This window comes from Streptomyces sp. JH34 (assembly GCF_029428875.1).
Classification (GTDB): domain Bacteria; phylum Actinomycetota; class Actinomycetes; order Streptomycetales; family Streptomycetaceae; genus Streptomyces.
The window spans coordinates 6,196,670-6,219,746 of the sequence record NZ_JAJSOO010000001.1 but is presented as its reverse complement, the minus strand read 5'-3'; the positions used below and the strand labels follow the sequence as shown (position 1 = coordinate 6,219,746).

22 protein-coding genes are annotated in these 23,077 nt (G+C 70.9%); 3 read left to right on the top strand and 19 right to left on the bottom strand.

Features of this window, described 5'->3' with window-relative positions; translation table 11 throughout:
- The 4 genes from LWJ43_RS28020 to LWJ43_RS28005 all read right to left on the bottom strand — a co-directional run bounded on the left by LWJ43_RS28020 (position 1) and on the right by LWJ43_RS28005 (position 4,463).
- Entirely contained in the window at positions 1 to 1,374 is a 1,374-nt protein-coding gene (locus tag LWJ43_RS28020) for a replication-associated recombination protein A (protein WP_277334961.1), read from the bottom strand.
- A gap of 44 nt (positions 1,375 to 1,418) precedes the next feature.
- Entirely contained in the window at positions 1,419 to 2,054 is a 636-nt protein-coding gene (locus LWJ43_RS28015) for a vitamin K epoxide reductase family protein (protein ID WP_277334960.1), read from the bottom strand.
- A 444-nt stretch (positions 2,055 to 2,498) separates the two neighbouring features.
- Entirely contained in the window at positions 2,499 to 3,761 is a 1,263-nt protein-coding gene (hisS, locus tag LWJ43_RS28010) for a histidine--tRNA ligase (RefSeq protein ID WP_014157358.1), read from the bottom strand.
- A 15-nt stretch (positions 3,762 to 3,776) separates the two neighbouring features.
- Entirely contained in the window at positions 3,777 to 4,463 is a 687-nt protein-coding gene (locus tag LWJ43_RS28005) for an MBL fold metallo-hydrolase (protein ID WP_277334959.1), read from the bottom strand.
- A gap of 149 nt (positions 4,464 to 4,612) precedes the next feature.
- Here LWJ43_RS28005 and LWJ43_RS28000 point away from each other — a divergent pair, with 149 nt between their 5' ends.
- The 3 genes from LWJ43_RS28000 (at position 4,613) to LWJ43_RS27990 (ending at position 7,458) form a co-directional block, all read left to right on the top strand.
- Complete coding sequence (locus tag LWJ43_RS28000; protein WP_277334958.1) at positions 4,613 to 5,401, top strand: peptidylprolyl isomerase; 789 nt, start codon at positions 4,613 to 4,615, stop codon at positions 5,399 to 5,401.
- A 189-nt stretch (positions 5,402 to 5,590) separates the two neighbouring features.
- Entirely contained in the window at positions 5,591 to 6,820 is a 1,230-nt protein-coding gene (locus tag LWJ43_RS27995) for a DUF349 domain-containing protein (RefSeq protein WP_277334957.1), read from the top strand.
- Positions 6,821 to 6,999: 179 nt separating this feature from the next.
- Entirely contained in the window at positions 7,000 to 7,458 is a 459-nt protein-coding gene (locus tag LWJ43_RS27990) for an ALF repeat-containing protein (RefSeq protein ID WP_277334956.1), read from the top strand.
- 52 nt (positions 7,459 to 7,510) lie between these two features.
- On the opposite strand, the gene LWJ43_RS27985 is transcribed toward LWJ43_RS27990, so the two are convergent.
- From LWJ43_RS27985 to pgsA, 15 genes are all read right to left on the bottom strand, one after another.
- A complete protein-coding gene (locus tag LWJ43_RS27985; RefSeq protein ID WP_277334955.1) occupies positions 7,511 to 10,168 on the bottom strand; it encodes a RelA/SpoT family protein in 2,658 nt (885 codons plus the stop codon).
- A gap of 168 nt (positions 10,169 to 10,336) precedes the next feature.
- Positions 10,337 to 10,894: an adenine phosphoribosyltransferase gene (locus LWJ43_RS27980; RefSeq protein ID WP_277334954.1), complete on the bottom strand. Its 558-nt coding sequence runs from the start codon at positions 10,892 to 10,894 to the stop codon at positions 10,337 to 10,339.
- Entirely contained in the window at positions 10,891 to 11,991 is a 1,101-nt protein-coding gene (gene secF / locus LWJ43_RS27975; RefSeq protein ID WP_277334953.1) for a protein translocase subunit SecF, read from the bottom strand. Before secF ends, LWJ43_RS27980 begins: the two co-directional genes overlap by 4 nt.
- Position 11,992: 1 nt before the next feature.
- Positions 11,993 to 13,753 carry a protein translocase subunit SecD gene (gene secD / locus LWJ43_RS27970; RefSeq protein ID WP_277334952.1) on the bottom strand — a complete coding sequence of 587 codons (1,761 nt, stop codon included), beginning with the start codon at positions 13,751 to 13,753 and terminating at the stop codon, positions 11,993 to 11,995.
- Positions 13,754 to 13,900: 147 nt separating this feature from the next.
- Entirely contained in the window at positions 13,901 to 14,377 is a 477-nt protein-coding gene (yajC, locus tag LWJ43_RS27965; protein ID WP_277334951.1) for a preprotein translocase subunit YajC, read from the bottom strand.
- 167 nt (positions 14,378 to 14,544) lie between these two features.
- Positions 14,545 to 15,630 (bottom strand): Holliday junction branch migration DNA helicase RuvB, encoded by a 1,086-nt coding sequence (gene ruvB, locus LWJ43_RS27960; protein ID WP_014157349.1) that lies wholly within the window; start codon positions 15,628 to 15,630, stop codon positions 14,545 to 14,547.
- Positions 15,631 to 15,735: 105 nt separating this feature from the next.
- Positions 15,736 to 16,362: a Holliday junction branch migration protein RuvA gene (gene ruvA / locus LWJ43_RS27955; protein WP_277334950.1), complete on the bottom strand. Its 627-nt coding sequence runs from the start codon at positions 16,360 to 16,362 to the stop codon at positions 15,736 to 15,738.
- Positions 16,359 to 16,892, bottom strand: a complete 534-nt coding sequence (gene ruvC / locus LWJ43_RS27950; protein WP_147962341.1) for a crossover junction endodeoxyribonuclease RuvC — start codon at positions 16,890 to 16,892, stop codon at positions 16,359 to 16,361. Before ruvC ends, ruvA begins: the two co-directional genes overlap by 4 nt.
- 115 nt (positions 16,893 to 17,007) lie before the next feature.
- Positions 17,008 to 17,760, bottom strand: coding sequence for a YebC/PmpR family DNA-binding transcriptional regulator (locus tag LWJ43_RS27945; protein ID WP_277334949.1), 753 nt, complete (start codon positions 17,758 to 17,760; stop codon positions 17,008 to 17,010).
- 61 nt (positions 17,761 to 17,821) lie between these two features.
- Entirely contained in the window at positions 17,822 to 18,454 is a 633-nt protein-coding gene (gene pdxT, locus LWJ43_RS27940) for a pyridoxal 5'-phosphate synthase glutaminase subunit PdxT (protein WP_277334948.1), read from the bottom strand.
- Between the two features lie 6 nt (positions 18,455 to 18,460).
- Positions 18,461 to 19,381: a pyridoxal 5'-phosphate synthase lyase subunit PdxS gene (gene pdxS / locus LWJ43_RS27935; protein WP_277334947.1), complete on the bottom strand. Its 921-nt coding sequence runs from the start codon at positions 19,379 to 19,381 to the stop codon at positions 18,461 to 18,463.
- 194 nt (positions 19,382 to 19,575) lie between these two features.
- On the bottom strand, positions 19,576 to 20,121 hold the full coding sequence (locus LWJ43_RS27930) for a hypothetical protein (RefSeq protein WP_277334946.1): 546 nt from the start codon (positions 20,119 to 20,121) through the stop codon (positions 19,576 to 19,578).
- A 100-nt stretch (positions 20,122 to 20,221) separates the two neighbouring features.
- Complete coding sequence (locus LWJ43_RS27925; RefSeq protein ID WP_277334945.1) at positions 20,222 to 21,382, bottom strand: glycosyltransferase family 4 protein; 1,161 nt, start codon at positions 21,380 to 21,382, stop codon at positions 20,222 to 20,224.
- Positions 21,379 to 22,302, bottom strand: a complete 924-nt coding sequence (locus tag LWJ43_RS27920) for a phosphatidylinositol mannoside acyltransferase (RefSeq protein ID WP_277334944.1) — start codon at positions 22,300 to 22,302, stop codon at positions 21,379 to 21,381. The genes LWJ43_RS27925 and LWJ43_RS27920 overlap by 4 nt, the downstream gene beginning before the upstream one ends.
- Complete coding sequence (pgsA, locus tag LWJ43_RS27915; RefSeq protein WP_277334943.1) at positions 22,299 to 22,967, bottom strand: phosphatidylinositol phosphate synthase; 669 nt, start codon at positions 22,965 to 22,967, stop codon at positions 22,299 to 22,301. Before pgsA ends, LWJ43_RS27920 begins: the two co-directional genes overlap by 4 nt.
- Positions 22,968 to 23,077: the final 110 nt, after the last annotated feature.

Below are 23,077 nucleotides of genomic sequence, written 5' to 3'. Positions count from 1 at the left end.
TCACGCGGACTCCGGACCGCCCCGCTCACCGCGGCCGAGCCGCTCACGGACCCGTTCGGCCACGTCGGCGTAGCGCGCCTCCGCGCCGTACCGCGTGGGTTCGTAGTAGCGCCTGCCGCGGACGGCGTCCGGGGCGTACTCCTGGGCGGCGATGCCGCCGGGGACGTCGTGCGGGTAGACGTAACCCTGGGCGTGGCCCAGCTTGGCGGCGCCCTTGTAGTGGCCGTCGCGCAGATGGGCCGGGACCGGGCCCGCGAGTCCCCGGCGCACGTCCTCCTGTGCGGCGGAGATCGCCAGTGTCGCCGCGTTCGACTTGGGGGCGAGCGCCAGCGCGATCGTGGCGTGGCTCAGGGTGAGCGCCGCCTCGGGGAAGCCGATCATGGCGACCGCCTGGGCAGCCGCCACCGCCGTGGGCAGCGCCGTCGGGTCGGCGAGCCCGATGTCCTCGCTGGCGGAGATCATCAGCCGCCGGGCGATGAAGCGCGGGTCCTCCCCCGCCTCGATCATCCGGGCCAGGTAGTGCAGTGCGGCGTCCACGTCGGACCCGCGGATCGACTTGATCAGGGCGCTCGCCACGTCGTAGTGCTGGTCGCCGTCACGGTCGTACTTCACGGCGGCGCGGTCGACGGTCTCCTCGAGGGTCTCCAGCGTGATCTCGTCCTCGTGCTTGGAGAGTGCCGCGCCCGCGGCGGCCTCCAGCGCGGTCAGCACCCGCCTGGCGTCTCCCCCGGCGATCCGCAGCAGGTGCGCCTCGGCGTCCTCGGGAAGGGCGACCGCTCCGGCCAGCCCGCGCTCGTCGGCCAGGGCCCGGCGCAGCAGGGCGCGCAGGTCGTCGTCGCCGAGGGGCTCCAGCGTGAGGAGAAGGGAGCGCGACAGCAGGGGGGAGATGATCGAGAAGTACGGATTCTCCGTGGTGGCCGCGATGAGCGTGACCCAGCGGTTCTCCACGGCGGGGAGCAGCGAGTCCTGCTGGGCCTTGGAGAACCGGTGGATCTCGTCGAGGAAGAGGACGGTCTCCTTGCCGAAGCCGCCGGTGGCACGCCGCGCCCCCTCGATGACGGCCCGGACCTCCTTGACGCCGGCGGTGATCGCGGAGAGCTCGACGAAGCGCTTGTTGGTGGCCTTGCTGACCACGTACGCCAGGGTCGTCTTCCCGGTGCCCGGCGGGCCCCAGAGGATCACCGAGGAGGGTCCGGCGGGGCCGCCGCCGCCCTCGCCGACGAGGCGGCGCAGCGGCGAGCCCGGCTTGAGCAGGTGCTGCTGGCCGACGACCTCGTCCAGTGTGCGGGGGCGCATCCGGACAGCGAGGGGGCTGCTGGACGGGTCCTTCTCCTGGCGGTCTTCGGCTGCTGCGGTAAAGAGGTCGGGCTCCACGCAAGGAAGCCTATGTCACCCCACTGACAGGACCACCCGGTGCGTCAGCTGGTCCAGAAGTCCCACCAGCGGGTCAGGATCAGCATGCCGATGATCCCGATCCAGAGCACCGGCGGCACCCAGTGGAACTCGGTGAGGGTGTTCCGCAGCCAGGCGGGGGCGGGCAGGATGCCGTGCTTGATGTTGTGCGTGGTGACGTAGCAGAACATGAAGATCGTGGCTACCCAGGCCAGGCAGCACCACAGGCACAGCGAGTTGATGTTGTACAGCGACTGGTACTGCAGCCAGGTGCAGAAGCCGACGCCGAACAGCGTGCCGGCGTTGAGGCCGAGCCAGTACCAGGCGCGGAAGCGGGCACCTGCGAGGAGTGCCATGCCGATGCCGATGACCACCGAGTAGGTGGCGATGCCCAGCATCGGGTTGGGGAAGCCGAAGGCGGACGCCTGCTCGCTCTTCATGATGTTGCCGCACGCGACCACCGGGTTCAGGCTGCAGCCCGGGGTGAAGCTCGGGTCCTCGAGCAGCTTGAACTTGTCGATCGTGATCACCCAGGCGGCGAGCAGCCCGGCCGCTCCCGTGATCACCAGCAGCAGTGCGAGCGCGCGACTGCCGCCGAAGGTCTTCGCGCCGTGTTCCTCGTCCTGCTGTGAGGAGGGGTGGTCTACCGCTGCCATCGTCATATCGCCGTTCCATCACTGAGTAGCCGGCCGGGCATCGTCATTGTGCCGCACCGTCGGCACGGCCATCCGTTCGATGTGCATAAAGGTGTTCCCTGCCGGGGTCCCCGGTCAGGTGCTCGGGCGGGATCGCGTCACCGGCAACGTCGCGCGACCGGCCCGCGCGGACCCGGTGGGTGTCATGGCCGCCCGGCCGCGCCGCGGCGGTCCCGACCTGCGGCTCCCGTCCACCGGAGGGGCTGTGGGGCGCGGCTGGGCGGCTGGGAACGCTCAGGGGCGGTCCCGCCGTCTCGGACAACCTGGGGTCTCCCCCGATCGAGGCCACCCCGCAGGATGAATGCGCGCGCACCGGATTGACGCGGCCCCTCTCGGGCCGCGCGAACGGCACCGGACGCGACTGTGCCCGCCCGGACGGGCCGGGCGGGCACAGGCGGACGGGCCGTCGGCTCAGGCGAGCTTCGCCTGGATCACGGCCACCAGGTCACCGACCGCCACCGCTTCCTGCTCGCCGGACTCCATGTCCTTGAGCTGGACGTCGCCCTCGGCGAGGTCCCGCTCCCCGGCGACGACCGTGTAGCGGGCGCCGGAGCGGTTCGCGCTCTTCATGGCGCCCTTGAGGCCACGGCCGCCGAAGGCGAAGTCCGTCGCGACGCCGGCCTTGCGCAGTTCGGTGACGAGGCCGAAGAGCACGCGCCGCGCCTCCTCGCCGAGCGGCACCGCGTAGACGCTGGTCGAGGCGGGGATGTCGAGCTCGATGCCCTCCGCCTCCAGGGCGAGCACCGTGCGGTCCACGCCGAGGGCCCAGCCGACGGACGGCAGCGCGGGGCCGCCGATCATCTCGGAGAGGCCGTCGTAGCGCCCGCCGCCGCCCACCGCGGACTGGGAGCCCAGACCGTCGTGGACGAACTCGAAGGTCGTGCGGGTGTAGTAGTCGAGGCCGCGGACCAGCTTCTCGTCGTCCTCGAACGCGACGCCCGCCGCCGTCAGCAGGTCGCGGACCTCCTCGTGGTACGCCTTGCAGGCGTCGCAGAGGAAGTCGCGGAGCATCGGGGCGCCGGTCAGCTGCTTCTGGACGTCGGCCCGCTTGTCGTCGAGGACCCGCAGCGGGTTGATCTCGATGCGCCGGCGGGTCTCCTCGTCGAGGTCGAGGTCCCGCAGGAACGTCTGGAGCGCCTCGCGGTAGACGGGGCGGCACTCCTTGTCGCCCAGCGAGTTCAGCAGGATGCGGAACTGCGTGAGGCCGAGCGACCGGTACGCCTGGTCGGCGAGGATGATCAGCTCGGCGTCGAGCGCGGGGTCCTCCGTGCCGATGGCCTCGGCGCCCACCTGCGAGAAGTGGCGGTAACGGCCCGCCTGGGGGCGCTCGTAGCGGTAGTACGAACCCGAGTACCAGAGCTTGACGGGGAGGTTGCCGGCCTTGTGGAGGTTGGCCTCCAGCGCGGCGCGCAGCACGGACGCGGTGCCCTCGGGACGCAGCGCGAGCTTGTCGCCGCCCTTGGTCTCGAAGGCGTACATCTCCTTGGACACGATGTCGGTGGACTCGCCGACGCCCCGGGCGAACAGGGCGACGTCCTCGAAGCCGGGGGTCTCGATGTACCCGTAGCCGGAGTTCTTCAGGGGCGAGGAGATCGCCTCACGCACCGCGAGGAACTTCGCGGAGCGGGGCGGGGTCAGGTCGTACGTGCCCTTGGGGGCCTGGAAGGTGCTCACAGGTTTTTTCTCTCGTCACATTCCTCGGCGGGGCGCGTCCAGTCCGTGCAGGTACGGATTGGAGGCGCGCTCGCGGCCGATGGTCGTCTGGGGGCCGTGGCCGGACAGCACCACGGTCGAGTCGTCGAGCGGCAGGCACACACGGGCCAGGGACTCGAGCAGCTCGGCGTGGTCGCCGCCGGGCAGGTCGGTGCGTCCGACGGAGCCGGCGAAGAGCAGGTCGCCCGAGAAGAGGATCTGCGGCACGTCCGCGACCTCGGGCATCCGGAACGTCACCGACCCCTTCGTATGGCCCGGTGCGTGCGCGACGCCGAACTCCATGCCCGCCAGCTTCAGCGCCGCGCCGTCGGCCAGTTCCCTCACGTCGTCCGGCTCGCCGACGGTCAGCTCGCCCATCAGCGGCATCCCGATGGAGCGTCCCAGCGCCTTCTCGGGGTCGCTCATCATGTAGCGGTCCTCGGGGTGGATCCAGGCGGGGACGTCATGGGCTCCGCACACGGGGACCACCGAGGCGACGTGGTCGATGTGGCCATGGGTGAGGACGACGGCGACGGGCTTGAGCCGATGCTTCTTCAGCGCTTCCTCGACGCCCTGGGCGGCCTGGTGGCCCGGGTCGATGATCACGCACTCCTCGCCTGCGGCGGGGGCGACCAGATAGCAGTTGGTCCCCCAGGCCCCGGCGGGGAACCCGGCAATGAGCACGATCGTCCTTAGGTTTTTCGTCCGACGAGGAGGGCCGCGGAGGGGAACGCGGCAGACCAGAGACTACCGGCGCTCCTCATTCCACAGCTAACCCATATACCGTACGGGCATTCCAGGTCCGATCACACGACGCACAAGGAGACCATCCGGTGGTCAGCAGCGATCAGCGGCGACGGCAGCTCGCCCGGGAGAAGTTCGAGCGGCAGCAGCAGCGCCGGGAGGAAGCGCGCCGGAGGACCAGGCGTCTCACGGTGATCATCGCTTCGTCGGTGGCCGTGGTGGCGGTCATCGGGGCGGGCGCGTACCTCTCGCTCGACGGGGACGACACGAAGAACTCCGCGGACGCCGCCGCGAGCGCGAGCCCGACCCCGTCGCCCTCGGAGAGCGAGAGCAGTGCTCCCGAGCCCGCGATGGAGATCGACAAGAAGGCCTCGTACACGATGTCGCTCAGGACGAGCCAGGGCGACATCGGCATCGCGATGGAGGCGGCGAAGACCCCGCACACCACGAACTCGTTCAAGGCCCTGGCGGACAAGGGGTACTTCGACAACACGAAGTGTCACCGGCTGACCACGGAAGGCATCTTCGTCCTCCAGTGCGGCGATCCGAAGGGCGACGGCACGGGTGGCCCCGGCTACACGATCCCGGACGAGAATCTGACCGCGCTGGGCAAGGCGGGCGCCGACGGCTCCGTGACGTACCCCGCGGGCACCGTCGCGATGGCGAACACCGGCCAGCCGGGAACGGGCGGCAGCCAGTTCTTCCTGGTCTACAAGGACACCAAACTGCCGCCCAGCTACACGCCGTTCGGCACGATGGACGACGCGGGTCTGAAGGCCGTCAAGAAGGTCGCCGAGGCGGGTGTCGCCGAGGGGGCGGGTGACGGTGCTCCGAAGAAGACCGTCACGGTCGAGAAGGCGACGGTCGAGAAGGACTGACCGCGGGGACGGCCGCCCGGCGGGAGGTTCCCGGAGCGCACCGGAGAATTTCAGCCGCGCTGAGTGCGGACAGCCGGGTGGCCGGTCGCCTAGATTGGCGTTGTGCAGGGCGGGCGCTGCCCGCCCCAGGAAACTGTGGACGATGCACGGGGGGCGAACCCCCTCGATGCATCAGGTGGAGGAGGCGCTGTGAGCAGCGACCCGTGGGGCCGTGTCGACGAGACGGGCACCGTGTACGTGCGTACGGCCGAGGGCGAGCAGGTCGTCGGATCGTGGCAGGCCGGTTCCCCCGAGGAGGCACTGGCCTATTTCGAGCGCAAGTACGAGGGCCTGGTGGTCGAGATCGGCCTCCTCGAGCGGCGGGTGAAGACCACCGACCTGTCGGCGAAGGACGCCACGGCCGCGATCGATCACCTGCGCCAGCAGGTGGACGAGCACCACGCCGTCGGCGACCTCGCCGCGCTCGGCAAGCGGCTGGACGCGCTCGTCGCGACGGTCGACTCGCGGCGCGAGGAGCGCAAGGCCCAGAAGGCGAAGCAGACCGACGAGGCCCGTCAGGCCAAGGAGGCGCTCGTCGTCGAGGCCGAGGAACTGGCGCAGAGCGAGCAGTGGCGGTCGGCGGGTGAGCGTCTGCGGGCGCTCGTCGACACGTGGAAGGGGCTGCCTCGTCTGGACCGCAAGTCCGACGACGAGCTGTGGCACCGTTTCTCACACGCGCGTTCCGCCTTCTCCAAGCGGCGCAAGGCCCATTTCGCGGCGCTGGACGCCCAGCGTGAGGACGCCCGCAAGGTCAAGGAGAGGCTGGTCGCCGAGGCCGAGTCGCTCTCGGGCTCGACCGACTGGGGTACGACGGCCGCGCGTTACCGCGACCTGATGACCGAGTGGAAGGCGGCGGGCCGCGCCCAGCGCGAGGCCGAGGACGAGCTGTGGAACCGCTTCCGCGGCGCCCAGGACGTCTTCTTCGGTGCCCGCAGCGGTGTCTTCGCCGAACGCGACGCGGAGCAGGGCGAGAACCTCAAGCTCAAGGAGGAACTCGCCGCCGAGGCCGAGAAGCTGGTCCCGGTGAAGGATCTGAAGGCGGCCAGGGCCGCGTTCCGTTCCATCAACGAGCGCTGGGAGGCCATCGGCCACGTCCCGCGTGACGCCCGCCCGAAGGTCGAGGGCCGGGTGCAGGCCGTGGAGCGGGCTCTCCAGGAGGCCGAGGAGTCGGAGTGGCGCCGGACGAACCCGGAGGCGCGGGCACGCGCCGAGGGTATGACCGGTCAGCTCCAGGCGGCCGTCGACAAGCTGCGTACGCAGATCGACACGGCACGCGCCTCGGGCAACAACGCCAGGGCGGACAAGCTCTCCCGGGAGCTCGAGAGCCGTCAGCTTCTGCTGGACCAGGTGCTGAAGGGCCTGGAGGAGTTCGGCGGCTGAGGCCGCGTCGTTCCCGCGTGAGAGGGGCTCCCGTACGCGATGCGTACGGGAGCCCCTCTCGCGTGCGGACAGCGGCCGGGAGCGGTACAGCTTCTGTCAGACCCAGGCGCGATGATCTCCACGTCGGCACGCGCACGTGTGCCGGCACCGGGTTCACTACGACCTTGGGGCTGGTCACCATGAGACCCACCCGTGCCGCTCTGACCGTCGCAGCAACCGCCCTGGCCCCGGCGCTCCTTCTGGCCGGCCCGGCCTTCGCCGCCGGCCCCGTCTCCTCACCCGCGCCTGCGGCCGTGTCCCCGGCCGTCGTGGTCCTGGAGACCCCGGTGGACGAGATGTCCGACGACGACGTACGCGTCGCCCTCTCCCGCATACTCGCCGACCAGGACTCCGGGAGGAGGGTGATCCGCGAGGTCAACGCGCTCCTCGACTCCGGTACGCCGGACGAGATGCGCGCCTGGCTCGAGACCGGCTACCGCCTCGCCCAGGCCGAGGACGACCGCGTCGCCATCGTCAGCATCCTGAACCGCCCCGGCATAAGTGACGCGCTGCGCGCCGCCGTCCAGGAGGCCATCGACGGCACACCCGAGGAGATGCGCTACTTCCTGGAGTACGGCCGGTACGAGGTCGACGCGTAGGTCGTCGTGGACCCGCGGCCGGCAGGCTGAGCGCCTGCCGGCCGCGGCGTCCTCAAGGCCGCCGTGCCGAGGTGACCCGGTAGACGTCGTAGACGCCCTCCACGCCGCGTACGGCCTTCAGGACGTGTCCCAGGTGCTTGGGGTCGCCCATCTCGAAGGTGAAGCGCGAGGTGGCCACCCGGTCTCGGGAGGTCTGCACGGCCGCCGACAGGATGTTCACGTGCTGGTCGGACAGCACGCGGGTCACGTCGGAGAGCAGCCGCGAACGGTCGAGCGCCTCCACCTGGATGGCGACCAGGAAGACGGACGACTGCGTGGGCGCCCACTCGACGTCGAGGATCCGCTCGGGCTGCTGCGAGAGGGAGTCGACGTTGACGCAGTCCGCGCGGTGCACGGAGACGCCGCTGCCGCGGGTGACGAACCCGATGATCGGATCGCCGGGTACGGGCGTACAGCAGCGGGCCAGCTTGACCCAGACGTCCTCGACACCCTTGACCACGACTCCGGGATCCGCCTTGGCCCGGCGCTTGCTGCGCCCGTGCGAGGGCGGGGAGCTCTCCGCCAGGTCCTCGTTGGCCGCGTCCTCGCCACCGAGCGCCTGGACGAGCTTCTGGACGACGCCCGCCGCGGCAACGTGCCCTTCGCCGATCGCCGCGTACAGCGAGGAGATGTCGGGGTAGCGCATCTCGTGGGCCAGCGTGACCAGCGAGTCGCCGGTCAGGATGCGCTGGATCGGCAGATTCTGCTTGCGCATGGCCCGCGCGATGGAGTCCTTGCCCTGCTCGATCGCCTCGTCGCGCCGTTCCTTGGAGAACCAGGCGCGGATCTTGTTGCGTGCCCTGGGCGACTTGACGAACTGGAGCCAGTCGCGGGAAGGCCCGGCGCCGGCCGCCTTGGAGGTGAAGACCTCCACCAGGTCGCCGTTGTCGAGCGTCGACTCCAGCGGTACGAGCCGTCCGTTGACCCGTGCCCCTATGGTCCGGTGGCCGACCTCCGTGTGGACGGCGTACGCGAAGTCGACCGGCGTCGCGCCGGCGGGCAGCGCTATCACGTCGCCCTTCGGAGTGAAGACGAAGACCTCGTTGCGCGAGAGGTCGAAGCGCAGGGACTCCAGGAACTCGCTGGGGTCCTCGGTCTCCTTCTGCCAGTCCAGGAGCTGGCGCAGCCACGCCATGTCGTTGACCGTGTCCTGGCCGCGGCCGCCCGCGTGCTTGGGGACGTCGGTGCGGACCTTGGAGGCGCCCGCGACGGCCTCCTGCTTGTACTTCCAGTGCGCGGCGATGCCGTACTCGGCGCGGCGGTGCATGTCGAAGGTCCGGATCTGGAGCTCGACGGGCTTGCCGCTGGGACCGATCACCGTGGTGTGCAGCGACTGGTACATGTTGAACTTGGGCATCGCGATGTAGTCCTTGAACCGCCCGGGCACCGGATTCCACCGGGCGTGGACGGTGCCGAGCGCCGCGTAGCAGTCGCGGACCGTGTCGACGAGGACCCTGATGCCCACCAGGTCGTAGATCTCGGCGAAGTCGCGGCCCCGCACGATCATCTTCTGGTAGACGCTGTAGTAGTGCTTCGGCCGTCCGGTGACGGTGGCCTTGATGCGGGCGGCGCGCAGGTCGGCCTGCACCTCGTCGGTCACTATGGCGAGGTACTCGTCACGCTTGGGCGCGCGCTCGGCGACGAGACGGACGATCTCGTCGTACATCTTGGGGTAGAGGATCGCGAACGCGAGGTCCTCCAGCTCCCACTTGATGGTGTTCATGCCGAGGCGGTGGGCCAGCGGCGCGTAGATCTCGAGGGTCTCGCGGGCCTTCTTCTCCTGCTTCTCCCGCTTGAGGTAGCGCATGGTGCGCATGTTGTGCAGGCGGTCGGCGAGCTTGATGACGAGGACCCGGGGGTCCTTGGCCATGGCGACGACCATCTTGCGCACGGTCTCCGCCTGGGCGGCCTCGCCGAACTTGACCTTGTCGAGCTTGGTGACGCCGTCGACGAGGAGCGCGACCTGGTCGCCGAAGTCCTTGCGCAGGGTGTCCAGGCCGTACTCGGTGTCCTCGACCGTGTCGTGGAGCAGCCCGGCCATCAGCGTCGCCGGGTCCATGCCGAGCTCGGCGAGGATGGTGGTGACGGCCAGCGGGTGGGTGATGTACGGATCGCCGCTCTTGCGCTTCTGACCGCGGTGCCAGCGCTCGGCGACCTGGTAGGCGCGCTCGATCTGGCGCAGGGTCGAGGACTCGATCTTGGGGTCGTTGCCGCGGACGGTGCGCAGGAGGGGTTCGAGTACCGGGTTGTACGGGCTGGAGCGCTGTACGCCCAGTCGGGCGAGGCGGGCACGGACCCTGCTGGAGGAGCCGCCGGAGCGCGCGGGCGCGGCGGGCGGGGTGGCGGAGGGCCTGGCCGGGGGCTTCGCGGCGGGGGCCGGGGCCGGGGGCTTCTGCGCCGAGGGGCCGGAGCCGGGCTTCTCCTGGGGCGTGGGCTTCGTCCCGGAGGACGGTGCGGCCTTCGTGCCGGGAGGGGGCGTCGGCTTCGCCGTCGTGGCCGGGGCAGGGGCGGCGGGCGGCTGGGGGGCCGGAGCCTGGTCGGGGCCCTGCGTGTGCTCGCCGGGGGACCCGGAGGTGCCGGGCCCGTCGGGCTGCGTTCCCCCGGGCGTGGCGGAGGCCGCCGCGGGCCTATCGGGCTGCGGGGCGGCGACTGGCTGGGCCTCGTCTGGCAAGAGCGCTCCTCGTGCGGATCCGGGCTACCGGAAAGCCCATGGTATCGACCCCTGGGCAGGACCTCGCCCGGGGACTGCGGAACCCCCCACGACGCGGGACGGGTACCCGGATGTTCCCGGGTACCCGTCCTGTACGTCCCTACGCGCGCCACGCGGACGCGGCGCAGGTCAGAGGGTGATCAGAGCCTCCAGCGGGGCATCGCCCAGCCTCGCCCCGAGCCGGTCCCGGCCGGCGAGGAAGCCGAGCTCCATGAGGACCGACACCCCCGCGACCTGCGCACCGGCCCGCCGGATGAGCTCCAGCGACGCCTCGGCGGTACCGCCCGTGGCCAGGACGTCGTCGATGACCATGACCCGGTCGCCGGCGGACAGGTCCTCGGCGTGGATCTCGATCTCCGCCGTGCCGTACTCCAGCTCGTACGCCTGCCCCAGCGTGGCCCCGGGCAGCTTCCCGGCCTTGCGCACGGGGACGAACCCGAGCCCGGCCCGGACGGCCACCGGCGCGGCCAGGATGAAGCCGCGCGCCTCGAGGCCGACGACCTTGCTGGCCCCGTGCCGTACGCACAGCTCCACGAAGAAGTCGGTGAGCGCGGTGAAGGCGATCGGGTCCGCGAGCAGCGGGGTGATGTCCTTGAACAGCACTCCGGGCTTCGGATAGTCCGGTACGTCGCGGATCCGGCTGAGGAGGAGCTCCCGGGTCGCGTCGGTGACGCTCGTGGTGGTCATCGGCGGTTCCTCGGAGTCCGGCCGTGGCCCCCGGGCTGGCGGCGCTGACCGACGACGGCGCCCGCGGGCTCGGTGTCGTCCTCGGCCAGGTCGTCACGCTCGTCCTCGACGGACTCGCCCTTGGCGGCCGCTGCGGCCCGCTTGGCGAGGATCCGCTTCTTCAGTGCCTTTATCTGCGGCTCGCGCTCCTTGAGGTCGGCGACCAGCGGGGTGGCGATGAAGATCGAGGAGTACGCACCGGCGGCGAGGCCGACGAACAGCGACAGCGAGATGTCGTTCAGCATGCCCGCGCCGAGGACACCGCCGCCGATGAACAGCAGACCGGCGACCGGCAGCAGCGCGACGACGGTGGTGTTGATGGAACGCACCAGCGTGCCGTTGATGGAACGGTTCGCGATCTCGCTGTAGGTCCAGCGGGTCTGCTTGGTGATCCCGTTCGTGCCCTCCTTGAGGCTGTCGAAGACGACGACCGTGTCGTAGAGGGAGTAACCGAGGATGGTCAGCAGACCGATCACGGTGCCGGGGGTGACCTCGAAGCCGACGAGGGCGTAGACGCCGACGGTGATCGTGATGTCGTGGATCAGCGCGATGAGGGCGGCGACGGCCATGCGCCATTCGAAGGCGATGGCCAGGTAGACCACCACGAGGACCATGAAGATCCCGAGGCCCGCCCAGGCCTTGTTGGCGATCTGCTCGCCCCAGCTGGGTCCGACCAGGTCCGCGTTGATCTTCGCCTCGGGGATGCCGAGGTCCTCGGAGAGCTGGGCCTTGATCTGGTCGGCCTTCTTGGTGTCGACCTCGGTGATCTGGATCCGGAGCCCGCCGTTGCCGAGCTCCTGGACGATCGCCTCGTGGCCGGAGGCCGCGACCGCGTCCTCGTGGGCCTGGGAGACGGACACCTTGGCCTTGGTGTCGGTCGTGAAGACGGCACCGCCCTTGAACTCGATGCCCATGTTCAGGCCGCTGACCGCCAGGCCGAGGATGGCCGTGATGGTGATCAGGATCGAGACGCCGTACCAGATCTTGCGCTTGCCGATGAAGTCGTAACCGACCTCGCCACGGTAGAGCCGGGCGCCGAGATTGCCGAGTCGCGACATCTCACGCCTCCTTCGGGTGGTCGGTACGGGCGTTGACGCGGCGCGAGCGGCGCAGCGGCGGCTTTGCGCCGAGGCGCTTCGGGTCCAGTCCGGACCACGGGTGACCGCTGCCGAAGAACTTCGTGCGGGCCATCAGCGTCATGACGGGCTTGGTGAAGAGGAACACCACGACGACGTCGAGCAGGGTCGTGAGACCGAGCGTGAACGCGAAGCCCTGGACCTTGCCGACGGTGACGAGGAAGAGTACGGCCGCCGCGAGGAACGACACGAAGTCGGACACCAGGATGGTGCGGCGGGCACGGGGCCACGCGCGCTCGACGGCCGGACGGAGTGTGCGGCCCTCGCGGATCTCGTCACGGATGCGTTCGAAGTAGACGATGAACGAGTCCGCCGTGATACCGATCGCCACGATCGCACCGCAGACGGCCGGGAGGTTCAGCGCGAAGCCGATGGCCGGGCCGAGCAGCGCCATGATCGTGTAGGTCAGGATGCCGGAGGCCACCAGGCTGAGGAGCGCGATGAGCGCCAGGCCGCGGTAGTAGGCCACCAGGTAGATGACGACCAGGGCCAGTCCGATGGCGCCGGCGATGAGACCGGCCTCCAGCTGCTCGCCGCCGAGTGCGGCGGTGACCGTGGTGACGGTGTCCTCGCTGAAGGACAGCGGGAGCGCGCCGTAGGACAGGACGTTGGCCAGGTCCTCCGCGGACTGCTGGGTGAAGCTGCCGGAGATCTCGGCGCTGCCGCTGAGGGTCTCGTTCACCTGGGGTGCGGAGACGACCTCACCGTCGAGGGAGATCGCGAACTGGTTCGCCGGGGACTGCTGGGCCGACAGCTTCTTGGTGATCGTCTGGAACTTCTTGGAGCCCTTGTCGGTGAACTCCATGGAGACGAGCCAGATGCCGCGCTGCTGGTCGAACTGGGCCTTCGCGTCGTCGACGTCCGTACCGGAGACCTCGGCCGGGCCGAGGAGGTACTTGGCGTCTCCCTCGGAGCTGCACGCGACCGTGGGGTCACCGGGCTTGACACCGTCGCCGGCGGCCGCGCGGGCAGCCTTGTCGGTGCAGTCGAGCTCGGTGAACTTCTTCTGGAGCGCCGCGGTGGCCGCGTCGGGCGTCTCGGTGGCCGCGGGGGCGTCCGGCTTCGCGGCGCCGGAGGCGCTGCCGGAGGGTGTCGGCGTCGCGTCCTTCTTCAGGGCGTCGGTGACGGCACGGCCCTGGGTGGTGGCGCCGTCCGAGGGCGTCGCCTTCGAACTCGAGGCCGTCTCCGGGTCGCTCGCCTTCGCACTGGGCGTGGCGCTCGGCTTCCCGGAACCGCTCGCGGACGGGCTCGCGGAACCTTCGGGGGTCGGCGTGCCGGCGGCGACCGTCAGCACGGGCCGGAAGTAGAGCTGGGCGGTCGTGCCGACCTGCTCCCGGGCCTGCGCCGAATTCGTCCCCTTGGGGATGTTGACGATGATGTTCGATGCGCCCTGGGTCTGAACCTCGGCCTCGGAGACACCCAGACCATTGACACGGCGTTCGATGATGCTGACCGCGGTGTTCATGTTGGTCTCGTTGATCGCCTCGGGCTTGCCGGGCTGACTCTTCGCCTTGAGGGTGATCGACGTGCCGCCTGCCAGGTCGATACCCAGCCGGGGCGTGGTGTGACCGGACAGGAACATCCCGCCGGTCAGAGCGACCATGGCGATGAGGATCAGTGCCAGGGCACGGCCCGGCCTGCCCTGTCCACCGGATGCGCCCCGGCCTTTCTTCGGTGCTGCCACCTTTTCGTTTCTCCCTGTCCAACCGCCCCGCGCCGGGTGCGCGCCCGAGCGGCCACTGAGTGATGTGGGGACCCGACCCCGCAGAAGGGCCCACGGCCCGCGAGACGCCGGACACCCGCAGGCATCCGGCGTCCGGGGATCGTGGAACTACTTCGCGTCGCCCTCGCCGTCGGCCTTGGCGTCCTTGACCTCGGAGCCCTTGGCCTCGGTGTCCTTCGGCTCGGCGTCGTCCTCGGCCTTCTTGCCCAGGTCGATCTTCGCGACCTCGTCGTCCGCGGACTCACCGGCGGTGAGCGAGGAGGCGTCGTCGGGCACGATCGTGCCCTCGCCCTCCAGCTCGTCGTCGCCGTGGACGATGCGGTTGTACTCCGCGTCGTCCAGGACGGCACCGATGGAGTTCTTCGCGTAGACGGCGTGGACGCCGGGCGCGACCTCGAGGAGAACCGTGTCTTCCTGAATCTCCTTGACGGTGGCGTACATGCCCCCGATCGTCCGGACGCCGGTACCGGGCTGCATGTCGTTGCGCATCTGCGCAGCCGCCTGCTGCTTCTTCTTGGCGGACCGGGTCATCAGGAACATGGCCCCGATGAGCACGATGAAGGGGAGGAGGGTCACGAGACTCACGGGACGGAACTTCCTTCGCACGACCACGCTGGTTGACGCGGCCTGGTCTACGGGGGTGGGTACACCGACCTGTACGGGCGGCATCGGCGGAGTCTAAGCGAGTCCGCATCATTGGAACAACGTCCAGCATGGCACCGTGGTTCCCCTGCTGGCCAACCTGTCCTGCGTCACGCCCCGAACAGGCCCTGTTGTCCCTTTGCGCCGTGCTGCGGAGGCACGAGTCCGAGGTGCGCCCACGCCGCGGGGGTCGCGACCCTGCCGCGCGGGGTCCTGGCGAGCAGCCCTTCCCTGACGAGGAAGGGCTCGGCGACCTCCTCGACGGTCTCGCGCTCCTCCCCCACGGCCACGGCGAGGGTGGAGAGACCGACTGGGCCTCCTCCGAAGAGCTTCAGCAGGGCGCCCAGCACCGCGCGGTCCAGCCGGTCGAGTCCCCGGGCGTCGACCTCGTACACCCGCAGGGCGGCGGCGGCGATGTCCCGGTCGATCCGCCCCTCCGCCTTGACCTGGGCGTAGTCACGGACACGGCGCAGCAGGCGGTTGGCGATGCGGGGGGTGCCCCGGGAGCGCCCGGCGATCTCGGCGGCGCCCGCGGTGTCTATGGCGACGTCGAGCAGGCCGGCGGAGCGGTGGATGACCCTCTCCAGCTCGGTGGGGGCGTAGAACTCCATGTGGCCGGTGAAGCCGAAGCGGTCGCGCAGCGGGGGCGGCAGCAGGCCCGCCCTGGTGGTGGCGCCGACGAGGGTGAAGGGCGGCAGCTCCAGCGGGATGGCCGTGGCTCCGGGGCCCTTGCCGACGATGACGTCGACCCGGAAGTCCTCCATCGCCATGTAGAGCATCTCCTCGGCGGGCCGCGACATCCGGTGGATCTCGTCGAGGAAGAGGACCTCACCCTCCTGGAGGGAGGAGAGGATCGCCGCGAGGTCTCCCGCGTGCTGGATCGCGGGGCCCGAGGTGATGCGGATCGGGGCGCCCATCTCGGCCGCGATGATCATGGAGAGGGTGGTCTTGCCCAGGCCGGGGGCACCGGAGAGCAGGACGTGGTCGGCGGTGGCGCCCCGGGCGCGGGCGGCCTTGAGGACCAGGTCGAGCTGTTCGCGCACCTTCTCCTGGCCGACGAATTCGTGGAGGTCCTTCGGGCGCAGGGCGGCCTCGACCGCGGTGTCCTCACCGTCCGCGCCGGCGTCGACCAGGCGGTCGTCCAGCCGCTCGTCGGTGAGGTCGCCGGTGTCGGGCCCGGTCTCGTCCCAGTTCATCTCGTCAGTCCCGCCTCGGGTGTTTCGGTGCCGGTCCGTGCGGTGTTCCGGCCGGCGTACGGGGCGCGCGGGCCCCTGGGGTCGGCGCGCGCGGTCGACCTGGGGTCAGCGCGCGCGGTTGAGCGTCTGCAGGGCTGCGCGGAGCAGCTGGGACACGGGTGCCTGGCCGCCCTGGGCGAGCGCCGCCTCGGCCTGCGGTGTCACGGCGGTCACCGCCTCGTCGGCCTCCCGGGTGGCGTAGCCGAGGCCGATGAGGGCGGCCTGCAGCTGGTCACGCCAGGAGGAGCTGACGGCTGCGCCGATGCCCTGCTGCCCGATGTGCGCGCCGACGGGTTCGCCGAGCCGGTCCTTGAGTTCGAGGAGGAGCTTCTGGGCGCCCTTCTTACCGATGCCGGACACGGCGGTGAGCGCCTTCTCGTCGCCGGTGGCGACGGCGATGCGCAGGGCGTCGGGGCTGTGGGTGGCGAGCATCGCCTGGGCGAGCCGGGGGCCCACACCGCTGGCGGTCTGGAGCAGCTCGAAGACCTGCCGCTCGTCGTCGTCCGCGAAGCCGTAGAGGGTGAGGGAGTCCTCCCGGACGACCAGGGAGGTGGCCAGCCGGGCGTCCTTGCCGATCCGCAGTCCGGCGAGGGTGTCGGGGGTGCACTGGACGGCCATGCCGATGCCGCCGACCTCGATCACGGCCGTGGTCGGGGCGAGGGCGGCCACCGGGCCGGAGACGAAGGCGATCATGCGGTACGGCCTTTCAGCGTGCGATGGGCGGCGACGGCCTGCTGCAGTCGGTTCTGCGCGGGTGCGCGCCAGATGTGGCAGATGGCGAGGGCGAGGGCGTCGGCGGCGTCGGCGGGCTTCGGGGGTGCGTCGAGCCGCAGCAGCCGGGTCACCATCGCCCCGACCTGCGCCTTGTCGGCGCGTCCCGATCCGGTGACGGCCGCCTTGACCTCACTGGGCGTGTGCAGGGCGACGGGGATGCCGCGACGGGACGCGCAGAGCATCGCGACCGCGCTGGCCTGGGCCGTACCCATGACCGTGCGGACGTTGTGCTGGGCGAACACCCGCTCCACCGCCACGAACTCGGGACGGTGTTCGTCGAGCCACTGCTCGATGCCCCGCTCGATGGCGACCAGCCGGTGGCCGAGCTCCGCGTCGGCCGGGGTCCGCACGACGCCGACGCCGACCATGGTGAGCGGCCGGCCGGCGACGCCCTCGACGACTCCGACACCGCACCGGGTCAGCCCCGGGTCCACGCCCAACACCCGCACGAAAGGGCCCCCTCCGCCACTCGGTCACCTGTTCCCGCAGGCTATCGGGTCCCACCGACAACGCGACGGGCCGACGGGGTGTGTCCCGTCGGCCCGTCGGTGTGACGCGCCGTTCTCAGGCGTCGACCTTCTCCATGACCTCGTCGGAGACGTCGAAGTTGGCGAAGACGTTCTGCACGTCGTCGCTGTCCTCGAGCGCGTCGATCAGCTTGAAGATCTTGCGCGCGCCCTCTTCGTCCAGCTCGACCTGCATGGTCGGGACGAAGTTGGCCTCGGCCGAGTCGTAGTCGATGGAGGCCTCCTGCAGCGCGGTGCGGACCGCGACCATGTCGGTGGCCTCGCTGAGCACCTCGAACGTGTCACCGAGGTCGTTGACCTCCTCGGCACCCGCGTCGAGCACGGCACCGAGCACGTCGTCCTCGGACAGCTCGCCCTTGGGGACGATCACGACGCCCTTGCGGTTGAACAGGTACGAGACCGAGCCCGGGTCCGCCATCGATCCGCCGTTGCGGGTCATGGCGACACGGACGTCGGACGCGGCACGGTTGCGGTTGTCGGTGAGGCACTCGATGAGCACCGCGACGCCGTTCGGGCCGTAGCCTTCGTACATGATCGTCTCGTAGTCGGCGCCACCGGCCTCGAGGCCGGCGCCGCGCTTGACCGCCGAGTCGATGTTCTTGTTCGGGACCGAGCTCTTCTTGGCCTTCTGGATGGCGTCGAAGAGGGTCGGGTTACCGGACACGTCGGCGCCACCCGTACGGGCCGCGACCTCGATGTTTTTGATCATCTTCGCGAAGAGCTTGCCGCGCTTGGCGTCGATCACGGCCTTCTTGTGCTTCGTCGTAGCCCATTTAGAGTGGCCGGACATCTGCCTTCTCCTTCGCGTCACCAAAATCGATCCGAACCCGAGAGATCCTACCGGGATCGGATCAGCCCACGGCGCGCACCATGTCGGTGAAGAGCGCGTGCACGCGGTGGTCCCCGGTCAGCTCCGGGTGGAACGACGTCGCCAGCGCGTTTCCCTGGCGTACGGCCACGATATGTCCGCCGTGCACCGCGAGGACCTCGGCGCGGGCGCCGACCGACTCCACCCAGGGGGCCCGGATGAAGACGCCCTCGACGGGTCCGCCGGGCACCGCGTCCATCTCGACGGCCGCCTCGAAGGACTCGTTCTGCCGCCCGAAAGCGTTACGGCGCACGATCATGTCGATGCCGCCGACCGTCTCCTGGCCGGGCACGGGGTCTCCCCCGCCCGAACGGAGTCGAGAGCTCGGGGAAGGGTTGAGGATCTTGTCGGCCAGCAGGATCATCCCGGCGCAGGTCCCGTACACGGGCATCCCCGAGGCGACCCGCTCGCGCAGCGGCTCCAGCATCCCGAAGATCACCGCCAGCTTGGACATCGTGGTGGACTCGCCGCCGGGGATGACGAGCCCGTCGACCTCGGCGAGCTCCTCGGGCCGCCTGACCGGCCTGGCCAGGGCGTCCGCCACGGCCAGGGCGGTCAGGTGTTCCCGCACGTCGCCCTGGAGTGCCAGGACTCCGATGACAGGGGTGTCGGTCATCGGTGCTTACCAGCCGCGGTTGGCGTAGCGCTCGCCCTCGGGCAGCGTGTCGCAGTTGATGCCGACCATGGCCTCGCCCAGGTTGCGCGAGGCGTCCGCGATGACCTTCGGGTCGTCGTAGAAGGTGGTGGCCTTCACGATGGCGGCGGCACGCTTGGCCGGGTCGCCGGACTTGAAGATGCCGGATCCCACGAAGACGCCCTCGGCGCCGAGCTGACGCATCAGGGCCGCGTCCGCCGGGGTGGCCACGCCACCGGCCGAGAACAGCACGACGGGCAGCCGGCCGAGCTCGGAGACCTCCTTGACCAGCTCGTAGGGGGCGCGGAGCTCCTTGGCGGCGGCGTACAGCTCGTTGTTGTCGTAGCCGCGCAGCCGGGCGATCTCGTTCTTGATCTGGCGGAGGTGGCGCACGGCCTCGACGACGTTGCCCGTGCCCGCCTCGCCCTTGGAGCGGATCATCGCGGCGCCCTCGGCGATCCGGCGCAGGGCCTCGCCCAGGTTGGTGGCGCCGCAGACGAACGGGGTGGTGAAGGCGAACTTGTCGCTGTGGTTCACCTCGTCGGCCGGGGTGAGCACCTCGGACTCGTCGATGTAGTCGACGCCGAGGGACTGGAGGACCTGGGCCTCGACGAAGTGGCCGATGCGGGACTTGGCCATGACGGGGATGGAGACGGCCCCGATGATCTCCTCGATCATGTTCGGGTCCGACATCCGGGCCACGCCGCCGTCCTTGCGGATGTCGGCCGGGACCCGCTCCAGGGCCATGACGGCCACGGCGCCCGCGTCCTCGGCGATCTTCGCCTGCTCGGCGTCGACGACGTCCATGATCACGCCGCCCTTGAGCTGCTCGGCCATGCCGCGCTTGACTCGGGCGGTGCCGGTGGCCGGGGTCTCGGCGGACTGCGGGGTGCTGGGAAGCGTGGACACGGATCGACCTCACTGGGGTGGAGAAGACAACGGGGTGCTGCGTCTCCGAGCAAACGCCCCGGGAGCAGTCCACAGCAAGGGCCAATGAACACCCCGTGGACCGGTCCGTACGTCCCGGGGGCCGCGGGCGGCCGGATCACCCCTCTGCCGGGGCCGGTCCGCCCACAGTCGGTGCGCCTGTCCGTCGCCGGCCGTCAGCTGCCGGGCCGGTCCGCCAGGGCCACCGGCGGCTCGTCGTCCATCTCGAAGGCGAGCGGGAACGGCGCGTGGCCGGCGAGCCGGAGCAGTCGCACCGTCCGGTGCCTGCGCAGCGCGCGGGCGGCCCGCACCGCGTCGTTGTGGAAGCGGCGCGCCATCGGTACCCGGCGTACGGCGGCGGCCAGTTCCCCGGCCGCGTCCTCGCCCCCCGGGAACTCCTTCACCGCGTCGACCTGTGCCGCCTCGCCGAAGACGGCCCGCAGGGCGGTGCTCAGCTCGCTCTCGGCGACCTCGCGCTGCTCCTCCTCGGCCTGCCGCGCGGCGTGCGCCGCCTCGTACAGCACGATCGACGCGGCGGGGTCCAGGACCCCGGACGTGGCCAGTTCCTGGGTGACCGACGCGCGGCGCAACAACTGGGCGTCGAGCGCCGCCCGGGCCGCGTCGATACGGGCGTGGAGCCGGTCGAGCCGTCCGGCGGTCCAGCTGAGGTACAGGCCGATCGCGAAGAGCGCGACGACGGTCCAGATGAGGATTTCGATCACGGGCGGCAAGGCTACCGTCGGTGGCTGCGGTGCGGACCCGCCGGTACGGGCCGGGCCCGCCTGCCACCCGGACCCGCGCCACGGGCCGGGCGGGGCCCGCTCAGTCCCTCGCGAGGCCGAAGCGCGCGCGGAGGCCTGTGCGTTCGTCGGTGTCCACGGCCGCCGCCCCGTCCGTCACCGTCTCGTACACCGACAGGATGTCCGCGCCGACCGTCGTCCAGTCGAAGCGGCGCACGTGCGCGCTGCCGCGTTCCCGCAGACCCTCGCGCCGCTCCTGGTCTCCCAGCAGCCGGATCGCGGCCGCGGCCAGCGCGTCCGCGTCCTCGTTGGCGAACAGGTCGCCCGCGGCCCCCTGGTCGAGCACCTGCGCGAACGCGTCCAGGTCGCTGGCGAGGACGGGCGCTCCCGCCGACAGCGCCTCGACCAGGATGATGCCGAAGCTCTCCCCACCGGTGTTCGGCGCGACGTACACGTCGACGCTGCGCAGCAGCCGTGCCTTGTCCTCGTCGCTCACCATGCCGAGGAACTCGACGCGCGAGCGCATCTCCTGCGGCAGCGAGGCGACGGCCTCCTCCTCGTCACCGCGTCCGGCGACAAGGAGTCTGGTCTCCGGGCGGGCGGCGAGGATCGCGGGAAGTGCCTTCATCAGGACGGGCAGCCCCTTGCGCGGTTCGTCGATGCGCCCTATGAAGCCGAGCGTCCCGCCCTGCCACTCGGCCTTGGGCTCGGCCCGCGCGAAGAAGCCCACGTCGACCCCGTTGGGGATGACCACGGCGTCGCCACCGAGGTGCTCGACGAGTGTCCGCCGCGCGTACTCGCTCACCGCGATCCGCGCGCTGATCTTCTCCAGTGCGGGCTGGAGGATCGGGTACGCCGCGATCATGGCCCTGGAACGCGGGTTGGACGTGTGGAAGGTGGCCACGATCGGCCCCTGCGCCGCCCAGCAGGTGAGCAGGCCCAGCGAGGGCGCGGCGGGCTCGTGGATGTGGATGACGTCGAAGGTGCCGTCGTTCAGCCAGCGCCGGACACGTGCGGCGGACAGGAACCCGAAGTTCAGCCGGGCGACCGAGCCGTTGTACGGGACGGGCACGGCGCGGCCGGCGGAGACGACGTACGGCGGGAGCGGCGTCTCCTCGTCGGCGGGGGCGAGCACCGAGACGTCGTGACCGAGGCGGATCAGGTGTTCCGCCAGGTCACGGATGTGGAACTGCACGCCGCCCGGGACGTCCCAGGAGTACGGGCAGACGATGCCGATCTTCACGGAGCTTCCCCCTGGGGGTCCAGATCGGCGAGCCAGAGCCGCTGCAGCATGTGCCAGTCCTCCGGATGCTCGGCGATCCCGGTGGCGAAGGCATCGGCCAGCGCCTGTGTCATGGAGGACGTCTTCTCGGCGCGTGTGCCTGTCTCCGGCACGGGAACGGGTGGATGGACCCGCGCCCCCATGACGGGGGTGCCGTCGTACCAGAGGGTGACGGGCAGCAGCAGGGCGCCGGTCTGCTGGGCCAGCAGGGCGGGCCCCGCCGGCATGCGTGCCGTGGCGCCGAAGAAGTCCACCTCGACGCCGGAGGCCGACAGGTCGCGGTCGGCGACGAGGCAGACCAGCCCGCCCGCGCGCAACCGCCGGGACAGGGTTCCGAACGCGGCCCCTCCGCTGTGCGGGAGGACCTCCATGCCGAGCCCCTGGCGGTAGGCCACGAAGCGGTCGTAGAGGGTTTCCGGCTCGAGCCGCTCGGCGACCGTCGTGAACGGCACCTTCAGGTCGGTGGTGACCCACGCGCCCGCCAGGTCCCAGTTCCCGAGGTGCGGCAGCGCCAGGACGACGCCCCGGCCCGCGTCCAGTCCTTCCGTGAGGCGGTGCGCGTCCCGGACGTCGATGGACGCCTTGATCCGCTCCGGACTCCAGGTCGGCAGCCGGAAGGACTCCATCCAGTAGCGCATGTACGAGCGCATGCCGGCCTTCGACAGCTCGGCGAGCCGGGCGGCGTCCGCGTCGGGCACCACCCGGGCGAGGTTGGACTCCAGCCGGAGCACGGACTTGCCGCGCCGCCTCCACACCTGGTCGGCCAGGTTGCGGAAGAGCGCGGCGGCGGCGGGCTCGGGGAGCTTCTTGACGGCGCCCCAGCCGAGGCCGTAGAGCCCGTCCGTCAGGCGTCCCTTCAGGTCGGACCGGGTTCCGCTCACTGCGCGGCCCCGCTCCCGCCCTGGGCGGCGGCCGCGGCGTCCGCCTCGGCCGACTCCCTGCGTACGGTCACCACCCGCTGGATCAGCGTCACCAGGCTGCCCACGGCGACGATCCACAGCGCGATGGGCAGCAGGACCTGGATTCCCGGGACCCCGAAGCCGTGCAGACCGGCGAGGCCCGCCGCGACCAGGGAGATCACGAGTCGCTCCGCGCGCTCCACCAGTCCGTTCACCGCGACGGGCAGGCCGATCGACTCACCCCTCGCCTTCGTGTACGAGACCACCTGGCCGCTGGCCAGGCAGAAGATCGCGACCGCGCACAGCGCGTCGTCGTCGCCGCTGCCCGCGTACCAGAGCGCGAACCCGGCGAAGATCGCCCCGTCCGCCACCCGGTCGAGCGTCGAGTCGAGGAACGCGCCCCACCGGCTGGAGATGCCCGCCTGGCGGGCCATGTTGCCGTCGACGAGGTCCGAGAAGACGAAGACCGTGATCACGATCGTGCCCCAGAAGAACTCCCCCATCGGGAAGAAGACCAGCGCACCTGCCATCACTCCGGCCGTGCCGACGAGGGTGACCGCGTCGGGGCTGACCCCGAGGCGGAGCAGCAGAGCGGCGAACGGTGTGAGGACACGCGTAAAAAATGCACGCGCGTACTTGTTCAGCATGGCCTTCCCGAGGTTCGGTGGGCGCCGCGGCCCCTTCGGCCACCGGCTGGCCCATCGTAGTCACGAGCCGTGCCCGGCACCGGCGGGGCACCCCGTCCCGTCTGTTGTCC

Excerpts from the sequence above, each read along its gene's own strand:
- LWJ43_RS27990 (WP_277334956.1), top strand. The coding sequence starts at position 7,000 with ATGAGACCCACCCGTGCCGCTCTGACCGTCGCAGCAACCGCCCTGGCC.
- pdxT (WP_277334948.1), bottom strand. The coding sequence starts at position 18,454 with ATGACCGACACCCCTGTCATCGGAGTCCTGGCACTCCAGGGCGACGTG.
- ruvB (WP_014157349.1), bottom strand. The coding sequence starts at position 15,630 with ATGAACTGGGACGAGACCGGGCCCGACACCGGCGACCTCACCGACGAG.
- LWJ43_RS28015 (WP_277334960.1), bottom strand. The coding sequence starts at position 2,054 with ATGACGATGGCAGCGGTAGACCACCCCTCCTCACAGCAGGACGAGGAA.
- LWJ43_RS27945 (WP_277334949.1), bottom strand. The coding sequence starts at position 17,760 with ATGTCCGGCCACTCTAAATGGGCTACGACGAAGCACAAGAAGGCCGTG.
- LWJ43_RS27980 (WP_277334954.1), bottom strand. The coding sequence starts at position 10,894 with ATGACCACCACGAGCGTCACCGACGCGACCCGGGAGCTCCTCCTCAGC.
- pgsA (WP_277334943.1), bottom strand. The coding sequence starts at position 22,967 with ATGCTGAACAAGTACGCGCGTGCATTTTTTACGCGTGTCCTCACACCG.
- secF (WP_277334953.1), bottom strand. The coding sequence starts at position 11,991 with ATGTCGCGACTCGGCAATCTCGGCGCCCGGCTCTACCGTGGCGAGGTC.
- ruvA (WP_277334950.1), bottom strand. The coding sequence starts at position 16,362 with ATGATCGCCTTCGTCTCCGGCCCGGTGGCCGCCCTCGCCCCGACCACG.